The 18,848-nt window shown below is 36.4% G+C and carries 17 protein-coding genes; 13 read left to right on the plus strand and 4 right to left on the minus strand.

Annotated elements, in window-relative coordinates:
* Positions 1–132: 132 nt before the first annotated feature.
* The 6 genes from pepT to ALLST_RS0102395 all read left to right on the plus strand — a co-directional run bounded on the left by pepT (position 133) and on the right by ALLST_RS0102395 (position 6,419).
* Positions 133–1,338 (plus strand): peptidase T, encoded by a 1,206-nt coding sequence (gene pepT / locus ALLST_RS0102370; RefSeq protein WP_019892429.1) that lies wholly within the window; start codon positions 133–135, stop codon positions 1,336–1,338.
* A 1-nt stretch (position 1,339) separates the two neighbouring features.
* A complete protein-coding gene (locus ALLST_RS0102375) occupies positions 1,340–2,509 on the plus strand; it encodes an NAD(P)-dependent malic enzyme (protein ID WP_019892430.1) in 1,170 nt (389 codons plus the stop codon).
* Positions 2,502–3,362 carry a patatin-like phospholipase family protein gene (locus tag ALLST_RS0102380; protein ID WP_019892431.1) on the plus strand — a complete coding sequence of 287 codons (861 nt, stop codon included), beginning with the start codon at positions 2,502–2,504 and terminating at the stop codon, positions 3,360–3,362. The genes ALLST_RS0102375 and ALLST_RS0102380 overlap by 8 nt, the downstream gene beginning before the upstream one ends.
* A gap of 58 nt (positions 3,363–3,420) precedes the next feature.
* Positions 3,421–4,599 (plus strand): RNA polymerase sigma factor RpoD, encoded by a 1,179-nt coding sequence (gene rpoD / locus ALLST_RS0102385; RefSeq protein ID WP_019892432.1) that lies wholly within the window; start codon positions 3,421–3,423, stop codon positions 4,597–4,599.
* A 171-nt stretch (positions 4,600–4,770) separates the two neighbouring features.
* Positions 4,771–5,544 carry an HAD-IIB family hydrolase gene (locus ALLST_RS0102390; protein WP_019892433.1) on the plus strand — a complete coding sequence of 258 codons (774 nt, stop codon included), beginning with the start codon at positions 4,771–4,773 and terminating at the stop codon, positions 5,542–5,544.
* 2 nt (positions 5,545–5,546) lie between these two features.
* Positions 5,547–6,419 carry an aldose epimerase family protein gene (locus tag ALLST_RS0102395; RefSeq protein WP_019892434.1) on the plus strand — a complete coding sequence of 291 codons (873 nt, stop codon included), beginning with the start codon at positions 5,547–5,549 and terminating at the stop codon, positions 6,417–6,419.
* Positions 6,420–6,517: 98 nt separating this feature from the next.
* Here the strand turns inward: ALLST_RS0102395 and ALLST_RS0102400 are convergent, their stop codons facing one another.
* Positions 6,518–7,099 carry a hypothetical protein gene (locus tag ALLST_RS0102400; RefSeq protein WP_019892435.1) on the minus strand — a complete coding sequence of 194 codons (582 nt, stop codon included), beginning with the start codon at positions 7,097–7,099 and terminating at the stop codon, positions 6,518–6,520.
* A gap of 282 nt (positions 7,100–7,381) precedes the next feature.
* Here ALLST_RS0102400 and ALLST_RS0102405 point away from each other — a divergent pair, with 282 nt between their 5' ends.
* Together ALLST_RS0102405 and agaF are read left to right on the plus strand one after the other, a co-directional pair.
* Positions 7,382–8,557 carry an SIS domain-containing protein gene (locus tag ALLST_RS0102405; RefSeq protein WP_019892436.1) on the plus strand — a complete coding sequence of 392 codons (1,176 nt, stop codon included), beginning with the start codon at positions 7,382–7,384 and terminating at the stop codon, positions 8,555–8,557.
* Positions 8,558–8,568: 11 nt separating this feature from the next.
* Complete coding sequence (gene agaF / locus ALLST_RS0102410) at positions 8,569–9,003, plus strand: PTS galactosamine/N-acetylgalactosamine transporter subunit IIA (RefSeq protein WP_019892437.1); 435 nt, start codon at positions 8,569–8,571, stop codon at positions 9,001–9,003.
* A gap of 176 nt (positions 9,004–9,179) precedes the next feature.
* Here agaF and ALLST_RS0102420 read toward each other — a convergent pair whose 3' ends face one another.
* Complete coding sequence (locus ALLST_RS0102420; RefSeq protein ID WP_019892440.1) at positions 9,180–10,349, minus strand: helix-turn-helix domain-containing protein; 1,170 nt, start codon at positions 10,347–10,349, stop codon at positions 9,180–9,182.
* Positions 10,350–11,278: 929 nt separating this feature from the next.
* Between ALLST_RS0102420 and agaB the strand changes: the two genes are divergently transcribed.
* Genes agaB through ALLST_RS0102435 form a run of 3 tightly spaced genes read left to right on the plus strand, consistent with a single transcriptional unit; the run spans position 11,279 to position 13,503 of the window.
* Complete coding sequence (gene agaB / locus ALLST_RS0102425; RefSeq protein ID WP_019892442.1) at positions 11,279–11,755, plus strand: PTS galactosamine transporter subunit IIB; 477 nt, start codon at positions 11,279–11,281, stop codon at positions 11,753–11,755.
* A 40-nt stretch (positions 11,756–11,795) separates the two neighbouring features.
* Positions 11,796–12,593 carry a PTS sugar transporter subunit IIC gene (locus ALLST_RS0102430; protein ID WP_019892443.1) on the plus strand — a complete coding sequence of 266 codons (798 nt, stop codon included), beginning with the start codon at positions 11,796–11,798 and terminating at the stop codon, positions 12,591–12,593.
* Positions 12,583–13,503, plus strand: a complete 921-nt coding sequence (locus ALLST_RS0102435) for a PTS system mannose/fructose/sorbose family transporter subunit IID (protein WP_019892444.1) — start codon at positions 12,583–12,585, stop codon at positions 13,501–13,503. Before ALLST_RS0102430 ends, ALLST_RS0102435 begins: the two co-directional genes overlap by 11 nt.
* Positions 13,504–13,838: 335 nt before the next feature.
* Here ALLST_RS0102435 and ALLST_RS0102440 read toward each other — a convergent pair whose 3' ends face one another.
* A complete protein-coding gene (locus tag ALLST_RS0102440) occupies positions 13,839–14,714 on the minus strand; it encodes a MerR family transcriptional regulator (protein ID WP_019892445.1) in 876 nt (291 codons plus the stop codon).
* Between the two features lie 196 nt (positions 14,715–14,910).
* The gene (locus tag ALLST_RS0102445; protein WP_019892446.1) at positions 14,911–15,798 is read right to left on the minus strand and encodes a YitT family protein; all 888 of its coding nucleotides are present in this window, start codon (positions 15,796–15,798) and stop codon (positions 14,911–14,913) included.
* A 137-nt stretch (positions 15,799–15,935) separates the two neighbouring features.
* Here ALLST_RS0102445 and ALLST_RS0102450 point away from each other — a divergent pair, with 137 nt between their 5' ends.
* Positions 15,936–17,840, plus strand: a complete 1,905-nt coding sequence (locus ALLST_RS0102450) for a BglG family transcription antiterminator (protein WP_019892447.1) — start codon at positions 15,936–15,938, stop codon at positions 17,838–17,840.
* A gap of 103 nt (positions 17,841–17,943) precedes the next feature.
* A complete protein-coding gene (locus ALLST_RS0102455; RefSeq protein ID WP_019892448.1) occupies positions 17,944–18,693 on the plus strand; it encodes a copper homeostasis protein CutC in 750 nt (249 codons plus the stop codon).
* Positions 18,694–18,848 lie beyond the last annotated feature (155 nt).

Raw genomic sequence — 18,848 nt, forward strand, 5'->3', positions numbered from 1 at the left:
GCGCCCTTTTTATCTATAGAAAAAACGGCAATCGAGAATGATAGTTATTCATCAGAGCAAACCAAGAACATAAGCACATAAATGCAAAACAAACACGTTAAGTTTACGAAATATAGAAAAGGAGAATTCAAAGTGAGCGTAGTCGATAAATTTTTACACTATGTATCATTTGATACGCAATCCGATGAACATTCAACAACTGCTCCATCCACGCAAAAGCAGTTGATTCTTGCCCAAGAATTAGTGAAAGAACTCAATGAATTAGGAATTGAAAATGCAACACTTGATCCTTATGGTATCGTGTATGCATCTATTGCCCCAACAGCAGGAAAAGAAAACGAAAAAGCCATTGGCTTAATCGCCCATATGGACACTGCAGGTGAAATGAGCGGAAAAGATGTCAAACCAAGAATTGTGAAAAACTATTCGGGAGATGACATCGTTTTAAACGAACAGTTCTCAATGAATCCTGAACAATTTCCAGCTTTAAAAGCAGTAATCGGTGATGATGTGATCGTTACCGATGGAACAACACTTTTAGGTGCGGACGATAAAGCAGGTATTGCGATTATTATGGCTACTTTAGAAAAAGTTTTAAAAGAACAAATTCCCCATGGCCAGATTTGGATTGCCTTTACACCGGACGAAGAAGTTGGACGAGGTGTAGAAAACTTCGATTTAACTAAATTCCCAGCAGATTTTGCATACACATTAGATGGCGCTGAAATTGATTGTGTTGATTATGAAACTTTCAATGCGGCAATGGCAGAAGTTACCTTTACCGGCGCATCCATTCACCCAGGTGAAGCAAAAGATAAAATGATCAATGCGGCAGGCCTTGCAGTGACTTATGCGTCTATGCTTCCACAATGGGCAAAACCAGAACACACTTGTGGTCGTGAAGGATTTATCCATTTACTTGAAATGCATGGTGAATGCGAACACGCTACATTAAGCTATATCGTTCGTGATCATGATCATGATTTATTTGAACATAAAAAACAATTGCTGTTAGATCTTGCACAGTATTTAAACAGCCTACATCCAGATTGTTGTCAAGTGACTCTACGTGAGCAGTATTTAAACATGAAAGACTACATGCAGGGTGATTTTGAATCAGTCAATCGAGCAAAAGCAGCTTTACAAGCATGCGGCATCACACCAAGAAGCTTACCAATTCGTGGGGGAACAGATGGTGCAATGTTAACTCAACGTGGTTTAAATACGCCAAACTTAGGAACAGGTGGAGGAAACTACCACGGTCGTTTTGAATTTGCTTCCGTTCAAAAAATGGAAAAAATGGTTGACGTCGTTTGCCAGATTTTGAAAGGGGAATAAGATGGATTACGCTAAACTCGCTTTAGATGCACATGCGAAATGGCAAGGTAAAATCGATATTGTTTCCAAACCTGTACTCAAAACGGCTTCTGATTTAGCCGTTGCCTATACCCCGGGCGTTGCTGCTCCATGTTTAGAAATTGCTAAAGATCCTGAAACGAGTTTTACCTATACTGGACGTTCTAATTTAATTGCAGTCGTGTCGGATGGCTCTGCTGTATTAGGTTTAGGAAATATTGGTGGCCTAGCTGGCTTACCAGTCATGGAAGGTAAATGTGTTTTATTCAAAGAACTTGGGGGCGTTAATGCGATTCCGATCGTGTTAAATGTCCAAGAAGTTGACCAAATCGTTGATGCAATTGCAGCCATGGAACCTTCTTTTGGTGGCATTAACTTAGAAGATATTGCGGCGCCAAAATGTTTTGAAGTTGAACATAAATTACAGGAAAGAATGAATATTCCTGTGTTCCATGATGATCAGCACGGTACAGCTTGTGTTGTTCTAGCAGCTTTAATTAACGCATTAAAACTAACGCATAAAACAAAAGAAGAGGCCAAAGTTGTCTTTTCAGGTGCGGGAGCTGCAGGTTGCGCAATTGCGAAGTTATTGGCGGATTATGGGTTTAAAAATATTCGTCAATGCGATTTGCAAGGAATGATCACACCAGAGAATGCTGCCAATGAGATGCAAAAAGAATTGGCTTTACGCCTCAATCCAAATGGTGAAACAGGAACGCTGAAAACAGCTTTGAAAAATGCTGATATTTTTATCGGGGTATCCAAAGGTGGATTAGTAGATGAAGAAATGATCGCTTCGATGAACCAAGATGCAATCGTCTTTGCGATGGCAAACCCAATTCCAGAAATTAGTCCGGAACTTGCTAAAAAAGCGGGAGCACGCGTAGTTGGTTGTGGACGTAGCGATTTTCCAAACCAGATCAATAATGTATTGATTTTCCCAGCGTTATTTAGAGGTGTTTTAGATGCTAAAGCCACTCGAATCACCGAATCTATGAAGCTTGCTGCTAGTGAGGCACTCGCTTCATTAATTACAGAAGAAGAATTAACCGATGATTATGTCATCGTTGATGCTTTAGATCCACGTGTAAAAGACGTTGTTTCTAAAGCAGTTGCTAAAGCTGCCCAAGAAGAAGGAGTTATTCGTGCGTAATGTAGGATTAGTCGTTGAAGGCGGCGGGACAAAAATCGCCTATACAGCAGGAGCTTTAAAATGCTTTTTAGAACATCAGATTTATTTTCCATACAGTGTTGGGATTTCGTCTGGATCTGAAGTTTTGTTAGCTTATGTAGCGCGACAAGTAGATCGCTTGACCATCACATCGATCAACGCACCTGCCCAAAAAGGATCCATTGGTTTGATTCCTTTATTTAAAGAAGGCGGACTTTTTGGTCTAGAAGCAACAAATCGTTATATTGAAGCACATGCACCTTTAGATTTTGAATCATTTAAACAATCGCAAACGGAAATGGAAATTGGTGTTTATAATATGAATACCAATGCTGTTGAGTATTTTACGAAAGATTATGTCGATCAAGACATGACATTAATTAAAGCGAGCTGTGCATTACTATTATTAGCTAAACCGTATCATTGGAATGGGCAGAAGTACTTTGATGCTGGTTTAGTCGATATGATTTCTGTCAAGCAAGCACTTGCTCATGGCTGTGAAAAAATTGTCGTGATGTCAACGAAGGAAAAAGGCTACCGCCGTAAACCTGCACCAAAATGGCAGTTATGGCTAGCAAAGTTAATCTATAAAGATCCAGTGATTGTCGACAATTTGAAAAATCGCCACGTTCATTATCAAGAACAATGGGATTTAATTGATCAGCTGGAAAGCGAAGGAAAAGCACTCGTGTTGCGTCCACAAAAAGATATGGGGATTACGCGTTATACAACAGACCCTGAAAAATTAAAACCATGGTTTCAACTCGGTTACGATGAAACACTTGCAAAACTCGATGAAATCAAAGCGTTTTGTGGATTAGACAAAGCAAACTAGCCCATGTGGTTAGCGATCGAAGAGAAAAAAGAGATCAGCATTTGAAAGGGAGATTTGAATGGCTGGAAAGAAAAGCGAAAAAAAACTGAAATTTGAATCAGTCGATGATATTAAACTCGTCTTGGAAGCATCGCGAGATAGCGGAATTCGTTTAGATATTAAAGAATTCAGTGACGCACTCGAAAAGCTTCATCTTGATGAAGCACAAACGACTGAACTGATTGAATGGTGTAGTGAAAATGGTATCAATCCACCAGAATCAGATGAAGATGACTTATTAGACGAAGATCTTGATGATGATCTTGATGATGATTTAGCAGATGATCTCGATGATGAACTTGAAGATCGAGAAAAAGAATTAGCACGTTTAGAAAAAGCGTTTGCGGAATCAACAAGCGGAAAAACAAGTGATCCTGTAAAAGCATACTTAAAAGAAATTGGGGCGATCCCTCTTTTAACTCCTGCCCAAGAAGTTGAAGTTGCAAAACGAATTGAAGCAGGTGACATGGATGCGAAACAAATTTTGATTGACTCTAACTTACGTCTTGTTGTATCTATTGCAAAGAAATATGTAGGGCGTGGTTTATTATTCTTAGACTTAATCCAAGAAGGAAATATTGGTCTGATTAAAGCTGTTGAAAAATTTGACTATACAAAAGGGTTTAAATTTTCAACCTATGCGACTTGGTGGATTCGACAGGCGATCACTCGTGCGATTGCCGACCAAGCAAGAACGATCCGTATCCCTGTCCACATGGTTGAAACCATCAACAAAATGACAAGAATCCAACGTCTTCTTGTTCAAGATTTAGGACGTGACCCAATTCCAGAAGAAATTGCAGAAAAAATGGAAGATATGACTGCAGAAAAAGTTACTGAAATCCAACGTTCTGCATTAGACCCAGTATCTATGGAAACGCCAGTGGGGGATGAAAATGATACTTTCTTAGGAGACTTTATTGAAGATAAATCGACATTGACTCCAGAAGAATATACGCATAACCAATTATTAAAAGAAACGATTGAAGAAGTACTCTCCACATTAACAGAACGTGAAGAGAACGTAATTCGTTTGCGTTTTGGTTTAGACAATGGCCGCACTTGGACTTTGGAAGAAATTGGTAAAAAATTTAATGTCACTCGTGAACGTATTCGTCAGATTGAAGCTAAAGCAATCAAAAAATTGAAAGGTCCACAACGCGCAAAACTGTTACAAAATTTCCATCAAGGAAATTAGTTCAGTTTGAGTTGAACTGTTCTTTATACAATCGTCGAAAAATGGTAAGGCAGATTTTGCTTTACCATTTTTTAGATTGGGCTTTTATCCATAAAACCGTTAGAATAAAAAGCGACTGAAATAAAAATAGGATGATACCTTCAAACAAAATAATACTAAAGGAGTTATTGGATGAAAAAAGCAATATTTTTTGATGTAGATGGAACGCTGTATTTTAACAAGTTTCACCGTTTGGATCCGAATATTCTTCAAGAATTTGATTACCTGAAAGAAGAGGGGTTTGATATCTATTTGTTGAGCAGCCGCTCGCCTTTTGAAATTGTACATCTCCCTCAAGAATTTTTAAGTTACCCTTATGCTGGGATGATTTTGGATGGAGGAGCAGAACTTTATGATCATCATCAAAATCTGCTTTACGCATCGCCTTTAGAGGGGGATGATATCCATAAGATTATCGATTATTGTCAAAACAATAATTTGATTTGGCGCTATTCCGGACCAGATGGAAACTACTTTGACTCAACACCTGCTGATTCAGTGCGATATCACTGGCGTAAACTCTATATGAACTGTCCATTCGTTAAAAAATGGGATGGGGATCGAGCTTGCAACGTCATTATTTGGACAAATGATGTTCAAAAACAAAAGGAGATTGTAAAGCTTTTGCCAGAAGATTCAATCGTTTGTTATTCCGATTGCGTTGAAATTCGCACGAAAGGTATTTCAAAAGAAGATACGGTTAATCGCTTTCGAAAAGAAAAAGGCTATCGCCATATCATTTGTGTCGGCGATGGGATGAATGATGTCGGCATGTTGAAAACGGCAAATCTTGGCGTTGCTGTAGGTAATGCCAAACAAGCGGTTAAAGATGCAGCAGATCTTGTAATTGGCGAGGTTAGCGAAAACGGAGTCAGTACATGGCTTGCAACAAGAAGAGGGAGATAATCATGAGTTTAACGATTCAAAATGATCGAATTTCATTAACAACAGATAATCCAGCAGGACAGATGTTTTCGATTTTAGATAAGAAAATAAATCAAGAACTGCTTTATCAAGCAGATGAAGGATGGAGTGGGCGAAACCCAAGTTTATTCCCGATGGTTGGTTCCACATGGAAAAAAGGGGAATATGAGTGGAAAGGAAAAACGTATCAAATGAAAAATCATGGATTGATTCGTTATGAAGATTTAAATGGATCGATTTGTGAAGATGGCAAAAGCATTTTATATACATTTGACTCTACTGAAGAAACACGTTCGAAATACCCATTCGATTTTCACTTTGAATTAAAATACACACTAATCGAAAAAGGGGTACGTATTGATTATGCGATCAAAAATTCAGGAGAAGAAGCATTACCTTTCTCATTTGGTTTGCACCCTGCATTTAAAACAGTACGTCAAGAAGGGGAAGCTTTTGAAGATTTTTCAATTGAATTTTTTCCAAAAGGACAAGCTGAACAAATTTTATTCTTCTCCGATTTATCTCCAGTAAAACGCGTTCCTGTTTCTTTGGATGAGTGGAAATTATCACACGATGATATCAAAAACTATTTAACACTTGTGTATGATAAAATTGTCGCAGATACAGCAGTTTTAAAATACAAGGATCAGCCTCGGTTAAAGGTAACTTTCAAAGGATTCCCGATGGTTGCTTTATGGAATGCAGGAAAAGAGAATAACTTTATTTGTATTGAACCATGGTTTGGTCATACTGATTTTGAAAAAGTAGAAGTTCCATTTGATCAACGCGAAAATACAATGATCTTACATCCACAAGAAACATTTACTTGTGCTTATTCCATTGAAACGATGGAATAAATCACGGTCCAATACTGTTAAAATGGGAAAAGCTCGGTTAGCAACCGAGCTTTTTTGAACATTGAATGATGATTTAAAAATGTATAAATATGACTAGATTAGTTTTGATCTTCTTTTGGAGCACGCAGAAGCATACGGATTAATGTAAAAGCCATATACAAGCATCCGACTAAAGCGATCCAGCAAATGGTGATAATCACTTGGCTATAGTGTTGATCATAAGCATTGAAGACTAATAAAACCCCAAGCAAAATGTATAAAACGATTTTGATATAAGCTTTTTGGCGAGATTCAGAAGTAATCATTTGATCAACTGTGGAAATTGCCGATTCTTTATCAAAGTTTTTGACAACAGTTAGTCCCTTTTGGAATCGATAAAAGCTATATTCAAATCCAGCAAGGGCAAGTAAGGCAATCACAAAAGCAATCCATAGTGGTAATTCAAACCAACTAGAAAGTGCTGGACCGAGAATCATAAATGTTGCTGCACAAATGACATAACGAGATTGAAAACGATTGAACTTTTTGTATTCGTATTTTGGTAAATACAAAGCTTCGTGAAGATAAGGAGAAACGTAAATCATACGTTTCTTGTTATCGAAATACAGATTCTTTCCTGTAGGTTGACCCGGTTCAGCAACGGCAACTCGTGTAGGTTTGCTACGATTGTTTTGACTCATAAAAAAACATCCTTCCATCATGGTTAAAAAACGCATGTCTTACATTGAAGTATTATAACCGCCTTGCGACAAAAATCACAAAATATCGATGATATTGACGATATTTAGGGCAAAGCATTGCATAAATTAGCAATACATTTAAAGTGATCAACACTATCGCTTAACATAGAGAAACAATATAATTTTCAATTTGTAAAAATCGGTAAAGAAAAAAATTAAATATTCGCAAAAGGACAAATAAAGTTATAATAAAATCATCAAAAGAAAAGGAGATTAAATTTCATGATTTTTGGACATGATGATGCATTCTATCAAGCATGCAACGGGACTTGGACTGCTAGAGAAATTGCGCAGCAGCCAACAACTTGGAAAAAAACAATTAACCAGATTAACGAAATGAAAGGTGAATTAAAATCTTTCATCGATCCACTACTTGCGGATGAAAATCTGGAAATCATCTTCACTGGTGCAGGAACTAGTGAATTCGTGGGAAATGCACTTTTCTCATTTATTAACACTTGCACAGGATTCCGTGCTAAATCTTATGCATCTACTGATTTAGTTCAAACTCCAGCACAATATTTGAACCCAAACCACAAAACATTATTAGTTAGCTTCGGCCGTTCTGGAAACTCTCCAGAAAGCGTTGGTGCTGTTCAAGTAGTTGATGTAGTATGCAAAGAAAATGCATACCACTTATTCATCACTTGCAACAACGAAGGTGCTTTAGCTAAAGCAGTAGCTACTCACCCACATGCATTAGCAATTAACTTAACACCAGAAACACACGATAAGAGCTTCGCAATGACAAGTTCTTTCTCAAACATGATGTTAGCAGCTATGCTTTGCTTCAACTTAGATCGTTTACCAGAAGTTGAAGCTCAATTAGAAGATGCAATCACAGCAGGTCAACGTTTTATCGATGAAGGCTATGTTGCAGCTGATAAAATCGTTAAAGAATACGACTTCAACCGTATTGTTTACCTTGGCGCAAACGTATTAAAAGGTATTGCACAAGAATCTCGCTTAAAACTTTGCGAATTAACAGCAGGTCGCGTAGATACAGTATTCGATTCACCACTTGGTTTCCGTCACGGACCAAAATCTGTAATCAACGATACAACATTAACAATTGTTTACATTTCTGATGACGAATATCAAAGACAATATGAATATGACTTAATCAAAGAAATGTCTGGTCAAAGAAAAGGAAACAAATTAGTTGCTGTTGCAGCTCGTAAATATGCAGATATCGAAGAATTAGTAGATTACTATGTATCCTTCGATCTTGAAGCACCAAGAGAAAATATGTATTTAGCATTCGATTACATCGTATTTGCTCAAGTATTAGCTTTATACAAATCAATCGCAATGGGTAGCACACCAGATAACCCATGTCCAACAGGTGAAGTAAACCGTGTTGTTCAAGGTGTTACAATTTACCCATACGAAGCATAGGAGGAAAACAAATGATCGGATTAATCGTTACTGGTCACGGTCACTTTGCAAGTGGCTTAACTGAAGCATTAAACGTTATTGCAGGACCTGCTGAACATTACGCAGCTGTAGATTTTGAAGTTTCTGATTCCGTTGAAACTCTTTCTGCAAACTTACAAAAAGCAATGGATGACATGAGTGATTGCGAATCTATTATCGTTCTTTCTGATTTAGCAGGTGGTTCACCTTTCAAAACTGCTGTTGAACTCGGATATGCTCGTGGTGTTGAAGTTGTCGCTGGTACAAACTTAGGTATGTTAGTCGAAATTAATATGGTTCGTCAATTCATGGAAGATGTTCATCAATTAGCAGAACAAGCTCTTACAGTAGGTAAAGATCAAGTTCAAAAATTCGTGTTCCAAGCTCCAGTTGAAGAAGAAAATGATGATTTCTCTGATGGAATCTAGTCCACTCCATAAATAATATTCACCAAATCATAAATATGGTCATGAAAAAAGAAGAAGATTGGCAAATGCCACTTCTTCTTTTTTTGCATGCGATAAAACAGAAAAAGAAAACAGCCTTGCCATCAACAAGACTGTTTTCAAAGATGAATAAAAATGAGTGGGTATTGGAATCGCACCTACTGATTAATGGACTTTGAATAATCAGTAGGGGAAAGACCATAGGCTGTTTTGAATTTTCTAGAGAAGTAGTGAATACTCGTAAAGCCAAGCATGTCACTAATCTCTGAAATCGTATAGGTATGTTGCTGAATCAATTGTTTCGCTTGAGAGAGCTTTCGATTCGAAATGTACTGTTTTGGAGAAATGTGTAAGTTATTTCTAAATAAGTTTTGCAAGGAAGATCGAGATACGGAAAACTTCGTGCAAATATCTTCAACAGTAAAGGAAGAATAGAGATTGTTGTTAATGAATACGAGAATTTCATTCAACAAAGTATGCTCATAGTGAATCTGCATAGGGCTAGCACCGGCATCAACAGATTCTTTATGATCGAACTGGTGAAGAAGAATAATAATTTCTTTCAAATATAAAATTGCAAGTTCTTGGTTGAGATAACTGTCATCTTGAACTGCTTTCATAAAGCGACATAGAACTTGATAAATGTCTTTGCGCGAGTGGAATACACGATTCGTTAATGTTTCAGGCAATGCATCATTCATTCTAAACACGACAGTTAAATAGGCACAGTTTTGATCTTCACGAGTGTGATGACTATGAAATTGACCCGGTGCATAGATCATCAAATCATATTTGCTTAAAGGATATTCAGTGTCTTCGATATTTGTTTCAATAGAGCCATGATCAATGTAGATTAGCTCGTAATATTCATGGGCTTCGCCAGGGAAAACGTAAGAACCTTTTCGTACTTGATAATAAGTCGCCAAGATCTCTTCAATATGCAACTTTGTTTCGATCGGTTGATAAGTAATTTCGTTGTTAAGTGGACAAACAACAGGAGATTCCTCTGGAATATAAGCTTCAAGTGTTGATTCATTAGAAATAGAAATAAAACCAAAATACATTCCTGCTTTGATTTCAACAATTCTATGAATGACAAATCGTTCAAACTCTTTTCCATCTTTGGAAATTTCCATCAAGATAATTCCAGATTTGCAATCAACAAAGACTGGAGCAGAGCAATGATAGACTTGCGACACACTTTTGTTTTTGAATTTACTAGACACTTTATGGTAGGTCGTTGTTGGAATGTGAGTTTTCAACTCAGGAAGTTCGTAGTAAACAGCTCCATATGGAGAAAATTCGTAATGTGTTGTTCGTTTTAACATAAGGCCTCCGAGGGATATCTCCATTTGATGTAGAAATTAATCCGTTTTTGAATTTTCTTACTAAAAAGTATAAAAAGTGAAATCTAAGTTGTAAAGGATTTGCACAAAATAATAACTTACATTTTAATTAGTCTTAAAAATTGCAAATGAAATAAATAATATAGATGCTTTTATAACTAATTTTGATACAGTTATATCCTAGCAAGAGTCAAAAAACATTGGATATTGAAGAAAAAACACCCAGAAATACGTCAAAAGAAACGAAAAATTGCAAGAGAACACAAAGTAAAACGTGATTTATATGAGTAAAAACTAAAAAATTATATAACTTGCATAAATTTCCGATTGAGAAATATCAACTGGATGACAAGTAACATAATTTAGTAAATTTAAAGAATATAAATAGTGAATTTTAAGTAAAATAAAAAAATCATAGAAGGAATAGAATCAATATATTGGCACTTTTGAAATTTTAAAGAACAAAAATACAAAATCATCCCCCTTCAGCTCGCTTTTTGAAGCCTAAAAAGGCGGAAATTAACGACATATAAAAAAAACATCTAAGAATTCGGCAGAAATTAAAAGAAGAAGTGCACATATTAGTATTTTCAAATCAAGAAAAAATTTACTGATTTTAAGAAGTTAAATTTTTCTTGATTGAATATGAGCAAAATAGTTGTGAAAAATGGTTTTATTTCGATATTAATCCCAAAATTTTCACATAAACTAAGGAATACGGAGAAAAAACAGTGGATTTTTGACAAAAATTCCGCTTAATTTATCGAATTTAGAAATTATTTTTCTAAACATATTAAAAAATGCAAATATTAATGTGATTTGTGTAAGCGGAAACATCAACAGAACAGATATAATCATAAACGTAGAGAGCGCTTTAAAAGCAAGACTTTATTAGAAAGGAGATTGATTTTATGCCTAATATTGTTGCTACAAGAATCGACAACCGTTTAATTCATGGACAGGTTGCTACTCAGTGGGCTGGTGTTGTTGGTGCTAACTTATTGTTAGTTGCAAACGATGCTGTTGCAAAGGATCAGTTCCGTCAGGGACTCATGAATATGGCTGCTCCTGGTTATGCACAAACTCGTTATTTCTCTATTGATAAAACGATTGCTGTAATCGATAAAGCTAGTCCAGCTCAGAAAATTTTCCTGATCTTAGAAACTCCTCAAGATGCTTTGAGATTGGTTGAGGGTGGAGTTCCTATTGACGTCTTAAACATCGGTAATATGCACATGGCTGAAGGTAAACGCCAAGTTGCTACTTCCGTTGCTGTAGACGATGATGATGTTGCTTGCTTCAAAAAGCTCCAGGAACTTGGCGTTACGTTAGAAATTCAACGTACTCCAAATACTGGTAAAGAAAGTGTAGACAAGTTATTCTCATAATCTCTCTAAGACTTGTCTAGAAAAAAAGGAGACTAAAGAAATGTTTGAAGTCATTTTGTTGGCCATCGTTACATTTATCTTTGCGATTGACCAATTCTCATTGACAGAAATCATCTACCGTCCAATGTGTGCTTGTCCAATTATCGGTGCTATTCTTGGTGATTTAAACACTGGTTTAGTTCTTGGTGGTACATATGAACTTATGATGATCGGTTCAATGCCTGTAGGTGGTGCTCAACCTGCTAACGTTGTAGTTGGTGAAGTTGTAGCCATGATTTTCGCAGTTAAAACTGGTATGGATATCGACTCCGCACTTGGTGCAGCAGTTATCTTCTCCGTATTTGGTACTTACGTTGTAACAATCATGTTTACAATTGCATCTTCTTTCAACTCTTGGTGTGATGAAACTTGCTCTAAAGGTGATGACAGTGGTGTAAGAAAATCAGTTATCGCTGACGTACTCTTACTTGGTAGCTTATTTGCTGTAATCGCAGTTGTTGCTTACGTAGCTGGTTCTTCTATTCAAGCTGCAATGCAATCCTTATCTGAAAACGCTGCATGGTTCATGGCTGGCCTTGGTGAAGCTGGTAAAATGATGCGTTTCGTCGGATTCGGCGTATTGCTTAAAATTATGCTTGCTAACGATATGTGGGGCTATTTCTTAATGGGATTTGCCATTGCTCTTATCGTTGGTAATACACCTAACTTAAGTGGTGCAGCTTTGATCATCGTTGCTTTCATCGGTATCGGTATCGCATTAAGCAACTACTTCACAGCTGTAGCTATTAAACAAGTTTCTGCTAACGCAGCTACGGAGGACTTCTCTGATGGCATCTAATAATACTCAATTAAACCTGCAAGATATGCAGTTCTACAATGACCGCACTCCAGCACCAAAAGTAGATAAAAAAGTGCTGAATAAAATGATCTGGCGTTCTTGTAACCTTCAGATTTGCTTCAACTACGAACGTATGCAAGCAATCGGTTGGTTATGGTGTATGCTTCCAGGTTTAAAAGCGGTTCACAAAAACAAAGATGACTTAGCTATGTCCATGGCTCATAACTTGGACTTCTTAAACACTCACCCATTCATCGTTACATTCGTTATGGGTCTTGTTCTTTCCATGGAACAAAACAAAATGGAAATCCCAACAATTCGTGCCGTACGTATTTCCACTGCTGCTCCATTAGGTGGTATCGGTGACGCATTGTTCTGGTTCACATTAATTCCAATCGTCGCAGGTATGACTTGCGGTATGGCAATTTCTGGTAATATCATGGGTCCAATCATGTACTTCGTTATCGCGTTTGGTGTCGAAATGGTATTACGTTATGTATTAATGTACTGGTCTTACAACTTAGGTCTTGAAGCTGTTAACATGATGACTGCTAACGCAAAAGAATTCACACGTGCTGCTTCTATCCTTGGTGTATTCATCGTTGGTGCTTTAACAGCTAACTACGGTGGTGGTACTACTACAGGTATCGTATTTGAAAACGGTGAAAGCCCAATTGTTCTTCAAAAATACCTGGATACAATCCTGCCATGCTTACTTCCATTATTATTCACATTATTGATGTATGTTCTCCTTAAAAAAGGTTGGACACCAATCAAATGTATCTTCTTACTGCTTGTAATCGGTATCGTTGCTGGTGTATTCGGTCTGCTCGGATCTGGATACGATCCACTAGTACCAGTACCTTGGTTAACTTCAGTTCCAGAAGCTGCAACTGCAATGTTATTCTAGGAATGGAAAAATTAAACGTCCTCGCAAGAGGGCGTTTTTTTTAGGTTTGTTGAGAATATGCACTTCTAGATTTTTTTAAAAGAGAAACGACATAGTTAAGCTTACGTGTGATGTTTTATTTGAAATTATGTTGTTAAGTACAAAGAGAGAATTCAGAAAAGATAAGTAGCTAAAAATCGGATAAAATCATCGAACAAAAAATGTGCATTTTAATCAATACACATTTTTGGGTTCGAATAAAGAAAAAGAGAAGAGCTAAATTACTTTAATTAAAAAAGTGATTCTTTCTAGTAGATCAAAATTTAAATGATGGAAGAGTGCTTTATAAGAATTGATTATTGATCTTTAAGGACAAGGTTAAAATTGGAATCATAGTGCAACCCTAACTCACGACAAATTCTATCGTTTATGGCGTCCAAAACACGTTTGTATTCGGCATATTTTGGCGATAGCACCATCATGTTAGGAATAAATATATCGTTATAACCTTTGTTTTGAAGCTCCTTCATCATTTTTCTTTGAGCAACATAGATCGGATGGTATTTCATAATGCCAGATTTTAGTTTGGCACCCGATAATACCTTCTGTTTTAGTTTTTCATAATCGTTCTCACTCATGTCTCGATATTGAGCAATCATCTCATCGGCAGTTCTTTTTTCCGCTATAGCTCCACCAGCCATTTTTATGCCAAGATCTACAATAAAGGGGATTTTCAATTCAGTTTCATCACAATATTCTAATATGTTTTGCAGAGCTTGTTTTTGTTCTGGCGTGGACATTCGTATATTCAAAAAAGGTCTAAAGTGACTTTTTAAATAAACGCTCCATTCTTTACCAGGTAGCAAGGCTTCAATGGCCTGTTCAACGGTTTGATAATCGAGTAACTCATTTGCTTGATCTAGATTCCCATTTTCAATATATTGTTTAAGTGCTTCGAGTTCTGAATCTTTTAATAGCTTTTCTTGTAGTTTATCCTGATAAATGGAAAGAAGTTTGTTTTTGTCATCTTTTTTCAAAAGAGATTGAATGTCTTTGATACTAATACCGAGCTTTCGATAGAGTGTGATTTTTTTCAAAGTCTCGATATCTTGGTGTGTGTAATTGCGATACCCATTATCGTCTTTATCTACTGACAACAAGCCTTTTTCTTCGTAGTATTTAACAGCACGTTTTGTTATGCCTACTTCTTTGATTACATCGTTTAATAGCATTCAAATACCTCCTTGGTATGTAAACATCATAAGGGTGTACGCAACGTACAGGTCAAGCTTTCTTTACTCAATATATTTTGATTGATCGATTTGTTAATGAGGAATAGGATATAGCGTATGTGAAATTAAAAAAGTCAGCTTCTTAGTTAGGAGCTGACTTTTGAATGAGTTGCGAAATGCTATTTAACTGAATCGATTATTCAATAGGTCGACGATAGAACTTACCGTAGAAATTATCAATTTTATGAGTGTAAATTAGGGCGTTTGGATCTGCCTTAAGGATAATGCGAACGGCTTCTTGCGCTTCATATGTAGAAACGACTGTCTTGCATAAGTGGACAGTTTGATGTCCATAAGCTCCTTGGGCTTCGATGATACTCATACCGTGACGGAAAGCTTCTTGGTATTTTTTAGCGACTACTTCACTATTTGTTGTGGTCACTTCAATTAAAACTTGAGCGTAACGATTAAAGAAGTTATCGATCGTCTTTGTAGAGATGAATTGGAACAGAATAGAATATCCTGCATATTTCCAACCAAACATAGCACCAAAGATAATGATCAAAGTCATGTTAAAAAGGAAGACGTAATTCCAAATACTTTTGTGCAGTAAGTCAGAGATGAATAAAGCAATGAAGTCAGTTCCACCTGTTGAACCATCCGTTCTAAGGGCAATTACAGTAACTAAACCATATAAGAATCCACCAAAGATGATGTTTAATAAAAGGTCATCAAATACAGGTTGAAAGTTAAAAATGGTCAAAAATAAAGATGTGCATGAGAACTGAATGCAGGATAGTAACGTAAATCTCTTTGAGATTCGTTTTGCACAGAATAAAGCACATGGAATATTTAAGGCGAGAATCAAGAATGATGTTGAGAGATTCATGCCAAATAGTTGGGAAATTTTATTGATCAATAAAGCTAGACCGGTAAAACCACTAGACAATAAGTTACACGGATTCATGAAGGTTTGAATCACAAATGTTTGAAGTAGGGAACTACAAACAATTAAAACGATAGAGTAAACTAATCGGATCTGTTTATTTTGAATTTTGTTCGGTTCAATTAATTTCTTTAACATGATTATCACCTAATTCAATTATAGAAGACCCTATATATTCAGAGGTACGCATTAGTTTCCTATCTCTAGGAATTAGGGTGTTGAAGTAACCTTGTAGATTCAAATAAGATAAAATCAATATAGAAAGGATATGGATTATGAACGAGAGACAAGAAAAGATCATCTCTTTTTTAGACCAGAAAAAAGATTGGGTCAAAGGGAAAGATATTGCTTTGGTTATGCACGTGACCACACGAACGATTCGAAGTGATATCGAAACAATTAATAATCAGATGGAAGATGGTTGGATTGAGTCCTCCTATCAAATGGGGTATAGACTTCATATTGAAAAAAAGGCATTAACGCAAACTCATACCAACGGGATTCCACAAACCCCTAAAGAACGATGCGACTACATACTCAAAAAGCTACTCTCTGTTCGTGAGTCTCATATCAGTGAACTTTGCGAACAAGTTTGCGCAAGTATTTATACTGTAGAGCAAGATTTGAAAACGATTCGGACGCGGATGTTACCAGATGATGGATTAGATTTAATCTATAAAAAAGGTTGGGTTTCATTAGTTGGAGATGAATATGAAAAACGGCGTTTATTTAAACGCTTGTTAATGGAAGAAGTGGAAGAAAACTTCTTCAATATTGATTGCATTGCTAAGCTTTACCCAGAATTTGATTTGTATCGATGCAAAGATTTGATGTCTTCTTGTATGAAAGCACACGGTTTTTCTGTTCGTGAAATGGAAGTTCCTATGATCTTGATGCACGTCGGTGTGGCATTAAAAAGAATGATGCTTTTCCATACAATTGAAGAAACCAATGATGACTCTGAAATTGAAAAGACAGTGGAATATGCGGTGGCTAATGATTTATATGATCGGATTGCAAAATTATATCCTTTAAAAGTGAACAAAAATGAGAAACGCCAATTGGCTTTGTTGTTGATGGGGAAAAAGGCATTAGAGTTCACAGATAATACAATTGACTATAATGGTAAAAAGTTTGAATTAGATCAATTGACATTGGATATGTTGCAATCTATTTATTTGCATTTTTGTGTGAATATGAAGGAAGATGAAGAACTTCTTCGTGGATTGTCTTTACACCTGAAATCATTAGTTGGACGGATGAATAATAATACATCGATCACCAATGTTTATTTAGATGAAATCCGCTGGAAATTCCCACTGATTTTCGATATGGCTGTTTGCGCGGGCGAGACACTTAAACAAACAACAGGGATTAATATTTCGCAAGATGAAATTGGGTTTCTTGCTTTGCATTTAGGTGCAAGTTATAACAAAATCACAATGACAAAACGTTATCGTTGTTTGTTGTTTTTCCCAAACGATCAAGCGTTGAGTTCTTTAGTGATCGATAAAATTCGTAATCAATTTGAAGAACGGATTAATATTATTGGGATCGAAAAAACATTTGAAGAAAAAAAGGTCAAAGACATGAATCCAGATTTGATTTTAACGACGATTCCATTAACTCATTCATTAAATATTCCAACGGTTAATATTTCAATTTTCTACAGCCCTGAAAATGAAGCGGAAATTTTTAGTTGCCTAAATAAAATGGATAAAGAAAAAGGGAAGAAAGATTTCGTTAATGGAATTAAAAATTTGATCAAAAAAGAATATTTCTATGATCATTTTCCTGCAAAAAGTGCGGGGGAAGCTTTGCGCAAGATGATTGATCCGCTTGTTACAGATGGACTTGTGCCAAGCAACTATTACAACAGTATTCTAGAACGTGAAAAGTTTGCACCAACCTCTTTCCAAGTAGGCTTTGCCTTACCTCATGCTTTAAACTGTGATGTCAATGAATCTGTGATTTCAATCGCATTTCTAGATCAACCGATTAAGTGGGGGGAATACACGGTAGAATTTGTTATTTTGTTGGGAATTAAACAAAGTGATAATGCTTTATTAGGCGTGTTCTTTGATTGGTGGATTCAATTGGTTTCCGATCCAATTCGCTTTACAAGACTAAAACGCCAAAAAAATTACGAATCATTTATGCATGCGATTTTAGAAGAATAAACTAATACATAGACGTACTCGATATCCAAAAAATAGATCATCAGATCAAAGATGGATCGAATCGATCCGCAAATTCAAAACATAAAGATAAGGAGAAATGAAGATGAAAGATATCAAAATTGAAGTTTGCGCAGGAAGTTATGAAGATTGTTTGGCTGCTGCAAGAGGAAAAGCTGACCGTGTTGAATTAAATAGTGCTTTAGCTTTAGGTGGCTTATCTCCAACGGAAGCAACATTGCGTTTAGTTAAAAGAGATACAGATTTAAAAGTAATCTGCATGGTTCGTCCACGTGGTGCCGGTTTCCATTACACTGAAGTTGAACGAAAAGTGATGATGGCTGAAGCAAAAAGCTTTTTAGAAAATGGTGCGGATGGAATTGCATTTGGTTTTTTAAATGCCGATGGAACAATCGATGTAGAAGCAACTAAAGAAATGATCGATTTAATTCATTCCTACAATAAGGAAGCAGTTTTCCACCGTGCAGTGGATGTAACTCCAGATTTTGAAGAAGCATTCCGTATTTTAGTAGAATTAAAAGCTGATCGTGTTTTGACAAGTGGCCAAGAAGAAAAAGCAATGCAAGGAAAAGAACAGATTAAAAAGATGCAAGAACTCTTTGGTGATCAAATCGAAATCCTTGCGGGAAGTGGTATGAATGCAACAAATGCAATGGAGATGATCCAAGAAACTGGCATTCATCAAATCCATTCTTCTTGCAAAGGTTATGACAATGACCCAACTACATCAGGAGAAAAAGTGACTTATTCTTATTTAGCTGGTGAACATGCTAATGATTATGATGTGGTTAAAGAAGAATTGGTTGCACGATTAATGGCTGCAATCGGTCGCTAATTTTAATCTTGCAATTGAGTTAAGATCTATTTTTTGAATCGAAACACCCCCTTTTTAAACCAAACGAGGTTTAAGGGGGTGTTTTTTTGCGCAAGTGAGAAAGTGTTGGAGAGCATCGATTAGACAAAAATAAGGATTGAAAACGCGGTTAAATA

Origin of the sequence: Allobaculum stercoricanis DSM 13633, assembly GCF_000384195.1 — a bacterium.
Classification (GTDB): Bacteria; Bacillota_I; Bacilli_A; order Erysipelotrichales; family Erysipelotrichaceae; genus Allobaculum; species Allobaculum stercoricanis.